The sequence below is a fragment of the Kitasatospora sp. NPDC056783 genome (assembly GCF_042789895.1).
Classification (GTDB): domain Bacteria; phylum Actinomycetota; class Actinomycetes; order Streptomycetales; family Streptomycetaceae; genus Kitasatospora.
The window spans coordinates 1-5941 of the sequence record NZ_JBHUAF010000467.1; the positions used below are offsets into that span (position 1 = coordinate 1).

General features: G+C 74.7%; 6 protein-coding genes. 5 read left to right on the forward strand and 1 reads right to left on the reverse strand.

Annotation, left to right across the window (positions count from 1 at the left end):
* Window positions 1-869: 869 nt before the first annotated feature.
* Window positions 870-1883, forward strand: a complete 1014-nt coding sequence (locus tag ACFRMQ_RS36960) for a helix-turn-helix domain-containing protein (RefSeq protein ID WP_380735229.1) — start codon at window positions 870-872, stop codon at window positions 1881-1883.
* Window positions 1884-2194: 311 nt separating this feature from the next.
* Here the strand turns inward: ACFRMQ_RS36960 and ACFRMQ_RS36965 are convergent, their stop codons facing one another.
* Window positions 2195-3145, reverse strand: a complete 951-nt coding sequence (locus ACFRMQ_RS36965) for a DUF4232 domain-containing protein (protein ID WP_380735230.1) — start codon at window positions 3143-3145, stop codon at window positions 2195-2197.
* A 178-nt stretch (window positions 3146-3323) separates the two neighbouring features.
* On the opposite strand from ACFRMQ_RS36965, the gene ACFRMQ_RS36970 reads away from it, so the two are divergent.
* The 4 genes from ACFRMQ_RS36970 to ACFRMQ_RS36985 form a co-directional block, all read left to right on the forward strand.
* A complete protein-coding gene (locus ACFRMQ_RS36970) occupies window positions 3324-3953 on the forward strand; it encodes an isochorismatase family protein (RefSeq protein WP_380735231.1) in 630 nt (209 codons plus the stop codon).
* A gap of 95 nt (window positions 3954-4048) precedes the next feature.
* The gene (locus tag ACFRMQ_RS36975; RefSeq protein ID WP_380735232.1) at window positions 4049-4477 is read left to right on the forward strand and encodes a nuclear transport factor 2 family protein; all 429 of its coding nucleotides are present in this window, start codon (window positions 4049-4051) and stop codon (window positions 4475-4477) included.
* 352 nt (window positions 4478-4829) lie between these two features.
* Window positions 4830-5585, forward strand: coding sequence for an alpha/beta hydrolase (locus ACFRMQ_RS36980; protein WP_380735234.1), 756 nt, complete (start codon window positions 4830-4832; stop codon window positions 5583-5585).
* Window positions 5586-5786: 201 nt separating this feature from the next.
* A partial coding sequence (locus ACFRMQ_RS36985; protein WP_380735235.1) for a DivIVA domain-containing protein occupies window positions 5787-5941 on the forward strand: 155 nt, incomplete at its 3' end.

The following is a 5941-nucleotide window of genomic DNA, read 5'->3' on the forward strand; positions in this document are numbered from 1 at the left end:
GAGGACGGCCGCTGGAACAGGTACGCACCCTCTACCGGGGCGACCGCTTCAGCTTCACCCTCGCACTCGGCACCCCGAACGACAACTGACCAGACGGGGCCGGACGAACGGACGGGGACGAACGGGGCCGGACGAACGGACAGAGGCCGGACGAACGGACGCACGCGAGACCAACGGACGCGGGCGCGGGTCGGCGGCGGCTCCCGTGGCGGCGCCGGCCGCACCCGTGGTGGCCACGATCGCGAAGACCGCCACCACCGCCGCGACGACGGCTTTACCCGCCGCGACGGACTTTCGAATTCCGCGCCCTGTCACTGATTTCCCCCGTCTGCGAGACGTCCTGCCATTTGCGCTGGGGACAACCTGGGCCGCGTCCGCCCGCATTTGAAGCCGGCGGACGGAAGCGGAATTCCTCGATGTCGAATTCAATTCGCCCCGCCGGGGCTCGAGGGGGGGCCGCACGCTCCGGTTTCACCAGGCGCGGCACCGAATCCAGCAGGTGGGGAGGGAGGTGCGGCCGGCCGACTCCGGCCCCGGGGCAGGAATGTCCGTCAAGGGAACGTGAGGAGCGGAATCCATCTTCATTCGGCCGATAACGGCCCTTGTGTGCCCTTGTCCGGGTGATCGGACGACCGGGAGCGCGGGCCGGCCGAATCGGCCGTTTCCGGGAATCCGCGGCGGTGGGGGCGGATTTCTCCACCGCCGTCCTCGTGGTGCGCCGGGCCCCCGCCCGGGGGCCGGGCGGAGCACGCCCGGCCCCACCTTGTAGGTTTCGGTGTCACCGGCTGCGAGGTGCCGGTGACACCGGGTGGGGTAGGGGAGCTCCGCCGGGGAGGAAGGGGACGGACCGCGGAAGGGAAGAGCGGACAGTGGCCACGAGCACGGAGAGCGTGTTCCGCAGCGAGGGCGTGCCCGGGAAGGAACGGTTCGACTGCTGGCGGGAGTTGGTCGGCCGCACCCGCGACAGCGAGGTGACCAGCGCCCACGCCGACGACTTCCGGGCCGAGATGCGGCGCCTGGAGCTGGGCCCGGTGACCCTCCTGCGGACCTCCTTCCCGCCCACCCGCTTCCAGCGCACCGCACGCCGGGTGCGCCGCTCGGACCTGGGGGTGTTCCACCTGACCCTGCTGCTCGACGGCGGCTTCGCCCTGACCCGCGACACCGGGCGCACCGAGACCTTCGGCGGCGGCAACCTCCACATGCTCGACAGCTCGCACCCCTTCGACCTGCGGGCCTTCAACGCCCGCGCCCAGGCCCCCGAGGACCTGCGGATCGAAGCCGTCGGCATCGACTTCCCCACCGCGCTGCTGCCGCTGCCCGCGCACCGGGTGCACGAGCTGCTGGGCCGCGGCTTCTCCGCCCGGGAGGGCACCCGCGCGCTGCTCTCGGACTTCCTCGTCGGCCTCGACCGGCAGGCCGCCGCCCTGGGCCCCGCCGAGACCCCCCGCCTGGGCGGCGTCGTGGTGGACCTGGTGGCCGCCTGGCTCGCCCGGGAACTGGACGCCGAGTCCTCCGTGCCCGACGACACCCGCCAGCGGGCCCTGGTGGAGAACGTCCGGGGCTTCGTCGCACGCCGCCTGCACGACCCCGAACTGACCCCCGCGGTGATCGCCGCCGCCCACCACATCTCGGTCAGCTACCTGCACCGCCTGTTCACCCGGCACTCCGGCGGGGAGACCGTCGCCGCCTTCGTGCGCCGGCGCCGGCTGGAGAAGGCCCGCCGCGACCTGGCCGACCCCGCGCTGCGCGGCCTGCCCGTCCACGCCGTCGCCACCGGCTGCGGGCTGCCGCGCGCCGCCGAGTTCAGCCGCGCCTTCAGGAGCGTGTACGGGCTCTCCCCCAGCGAGCACCGCCGCCAGGCCCTGGCGGCGAGGTCCGGATAGCCGTACGGGCGGGCGGGCCGTACGGACGGACGGGCGGGCCGTACGGACGGACGGGCGGCGGGCCGGGTCCGCGCGAGACGCCGCACCGTGCGCACCCCGCACGCGCGGGCGGGGCGGAAAACCCGGACCTGTGCACCCAGTGCCAAGAACTGTCCACTCAGAGCCAACACGGCGGGGCGTCGCACTGGCATCCTCCAGGGGTGAACACCGCGCGGCGGAACACCTCGTTCCGTTTCCGCGCCGGCGGCCCGGCACGCCACGGGGGTGCGTGCCGGACCGCCGTTCCCGCGCCGGGCCGGTGATACCCCCGGTCAGGGCGCCGGGCGCGCCGAGGCCGTGTCGTTCGTTTCTTCCCTGACCCAGGCGCCGGCGCCGAGGCGGCCGGTGGTGCCGAGGTCGAGTTCCGGGGTGACCATCACGGGCGCCGCGTCGGGGGTGGCGCGCACCCGGACGTAGGGGGCGTTCCGCGGAGTGCCGGCCTCGGTGGTGTTGCGCCACACCAGGACGGAGCGGGCGCCCTCCCCCGGGCCCAGCGCGATCTTCCGCGGCGGGTCGTCGGCGCCGGTGCCCGAGGCGATCTCGGCGCCGCCGCGCAGGACGCGCACGCCGTCCAGGGGCTTGTGGCCGGCGTCGAGGGGCTGGACCTGCGGGTAGCCCTCGAGGGTGACGGTGGCGGTGCCGCAGTTGCGCAGGTGCACGCCGACGGCGCGCAGGCCCATCGCGGCGCTGCCCTCGTCGGCGTAGAGCCGCAGCCCGGAGGACGGGCAGGGGCCTCCGGTGTCGGGGGCCTCGGCGGTGGGCACGGAGCGGGCCGTGACGATCCTCGGCTGCGGGCGGGTGCCGGACCGGACGGTCGCGCCCGGGTACACGAGCCGCCCCCTCTCGGTGGCGCCGGGAGCGAGCGCGATGACGGACCGGGACTGGTTCTCCAGCCCGCCGCCCACCATCGCGGGGACGCCGAACACCACGGTGACGTCGTACGGTTCGCCGTTCGGGTTGGTCATCTCGTACTCGGCGCAGAGGGGGCCGATGGAGGTGATCCGCGCCCCGCCCTGGGCGAGCCCGGCCGGCTGCGGCGCTCCGGGCACGGTCGGCGGCGGGGTGCCGCAGGAGCCGGGGGTGCCGGAGGCGTCCGGGGAGCGGCCGGAGGCCGTGGTCGCCGCGGAGGCGCAGCCCGTGAGCAGCAGGGCGGCGGCGGTCGCGGCGGCGGCCGCGCGGCGGCGGCCCGTCAGCAGGCCGCGGGGCGAGGGGTTCTGGCGCATCGGGCGAGTCGATCACACCCGGGTGACGGAGGTCCACCGCCGGGTCGGCGGTTGCCGCCCGTACGTCCGGCCGTGGTTGCCGGGGTGTCACCGACCGTGGCCGCCACGGGTGCGGATATGTATATCCGGGACGTCTCATCCATGTTTGAGACGGATTGCTCCGACCGGTGAGGACACCGTGACCGCACTCCGCATCCCCTTGGCCATCGACAACACCGCACTGGTCCTGATCGACCACCAGGTCGGCACGATCGCGTGGGCCGGCGAGCTGGCCGGCGAGGACGAGCGCGACCAGCTGAAGATGTGGGTGCGCACGATCACGCGCTTCGCGGCGGCGGTCGGCATCCCCGTCGTCCTGACCAGCAGTCTGGAGGACCGGCAGCAGGGCCCGCTGCTGCCCGACTTCCAGACCCTGGTGCCCGCCGCGTACGCGGGCCGGGTGCGGCGCGAGGGCGTCATCAACGCGTGGGACGACCCGGCGTTCGTCGCGGCCGTCCGCGCGACCGGCCGCGCGAACCTCCTCATCGGCGGCCTGACGACGGAGGTGTGCCTGGTGCCGCCGGTCCTGTCGGCGGTCGGGGCCGGCTTCGGCGTCGCGGCCCTGCTCGACGTGTCGGCCGCCGGCACCCGCACCTCCGCCGCCGACAGCCGCGACGTGATGCGGGCCGCCGGAGCGGAGCTGCTCACTGTCGTCCCGGCCCTGACGCGGCTGCTCGGCAGCTGGCAGAGCGAGCACGCCGCCGCGTTCTTCGCGGCCATGGACGGGGAGGGGGTCTTCGCCGCCTTCGCCCGCGGAAACCTCAGGTAGCCCCCGGTAGCCCCCGGAAGCCCCGCGAGACCCCGGACACACCTCTGACACACCCCGAACAGACCTCGGACACACCTCGGATAGGGAGCACGTACATGTCCGCCATCAGCGCAGCCGACCGCTTCGAGATCCACGAACTGCTGGCCCGCTACTGGAAGGCCGTCGACGAGGGCGACCTCAGGGGCTTCGCCGCCACCTTCACCGAGGACGGCGGCCTCACCAACTACACGGGGACGACGACCGGCCGCGCGGCGCTCGCGCAGTGGCTCGACGACTACGGCCCGAGCCGCGCCGGCAACCGGCACATGAGCACCAACACGACCGTCACCGAGGTCGACGGGGACACGGCGACGGTCTGGAGCTACATGGTCGTCCTCGCCGCGTTCGAGCCGCGCACCCAGACGCCGCACGTCGCGGCCTACGGGCGGTTCAACGACACGGTGGTGCGCGTCGAGGGCGGGTGGCTGTTCAGGGAGCGGGTGATGGACGAGATCTCCCTGAACGCCATCGACTACCCCGGCTGAGCCTGGCCGGAGGACCCACGGCGTGTCGGCACCACCCGAGGTCCGCGGCTTCGGCCCGGTGCGGCGCGGCTACGGCCGCGAACAGGTCGGCGGCCACCTCACCGCCCTGTCCCACCGGCGGGCGGGGTCGGTGGTGTTCCGGCTCCGTGGCCTGCGGCCACGGGGCCCGCGCGGCAACCCGTTTGGCGGACCGCGGCGGCCGCTGCTACCTTTCCGCCAGGCCGTGCGAGAGAACGAGGAGGTGGTACCCGTGAACGCAGTATCGACATGGGTGCTCCCCTCCGGGGTCACGGTCGGGCGATAGGTCGTCGTCCGGGAGCGCCGTCTGTGAGCACTCCCGAAAGGCACGACCATGCGCATCACTTCCGAGCAGCGTTTCGACGACGGCGTCGTCGAGCGCGCGTTCACCCTCGGCGAGATCCCCGGCATCCTGTGGACGCCCGCGTCCGCCTCCGCGTCCGCGCCGGCGCCGGCGCCGGCGCCGCTGATCCTGATCTCTCCCCCGCCGCTCGGCCTGGGCAAGGTGTATCCCCGGCTGGCGGGGCGGGCCCGGTACTACGCGGCCCGGTACGGCTTCGCCTCGGCCACCATCGAGCTGCCCGGGAGCGGTGACCGTCCCCGCTGGGCCGCCGCCGACCGGGCCCGCGCCGACCTGCGCCGGGCGATGGAGGCCGGCGAGCCGGTCGGCGGCGAGATCGTCGACGCCCTGGTCCTCCCGCTGGTCGACAGGGCCGTCCCGGAATGGCGGGCGGCGCTCGACGACCTCCTCGCACTGCCCGGGATCGGCGGCCCGGTCGGGTACGAGGGGGGAATCATCTCCATCGGCGTCCGGCTGGCGGCGGTCGAACCGCGCATCGCCGCCGCCGGCCTCTTCGCCGGGAGCCTCGTGCCCGCCGCCATCGTCGAGGAGGCCCGGAAGGTCACCATCCCGCTGCAGGTCCTGCTCCAGTGGGACGACGAGGGCAACCCCCGGCAGGCCGCCCTGGACCTGTTCGACGCCTTCGGCTCCCGGGAGAAGACCCTGCACGCCAACATGGGCGGACACGCCGGCGTCCCGCGGCACGAACTCGACGCCGGGGCCCGCTTCTTCGCCCGGCACCTGAAGTGAGGCCCGGCCGCCGGGCCGGCACCGCGCGGTAGGCGGTGGCGGCCGGGCTCCGGTCCTCCTCCGCTCCCCGCACCGCGGGCCCTGCCGGATCGGCGGGGCCCGCGCTGGTCGGGGCGGGGGGCTCCGTCGTCGCCGGTACCGCCGCGGTGACAGGATCGGGAGGCCCGAACCTCTCCCGCGCCGAACCGGAGGACCCACGACGTGTCGACACCACCCGAGTTCCGCGGCTTCGACCTGGTGCGGCGCGGCTACGACCGCGAACAGGTCGACGGCTATCTCGCCGCCCTGGCCCAGGCCGCTCCCGTGCCTCCGGCGCCGGCGTTCCAGGTCCGGTGGCGGGGCTACGACCGCGAGCA

Bases quoted from the DNA above. Each gene is read 5' to 3' on its own strand.
- ACFRMQ_RS36980 (WP_380735234.1), top strand. From the start codon at position 4,830: ATGCGCATCACTTCCGAGCAGCGTTTCGACGACGGCGTCGTCGAGCGC.
- ACFRMQ_RS36965 (WP_380735230.1), bottom strand. From the start codon at position 3,145: ATGCGCCAGAACCCCTCGCCCCGCGGCCTGCTGACGGGCCGCCGCCGC.
- ACFRMQ_RS36975 (WP_380735232.1), top strand. From the start codon at position 4,049: ATGTCCGCCATCAGCGCAGCCGACCGCTTCGAGATCCACGAACTGCTG.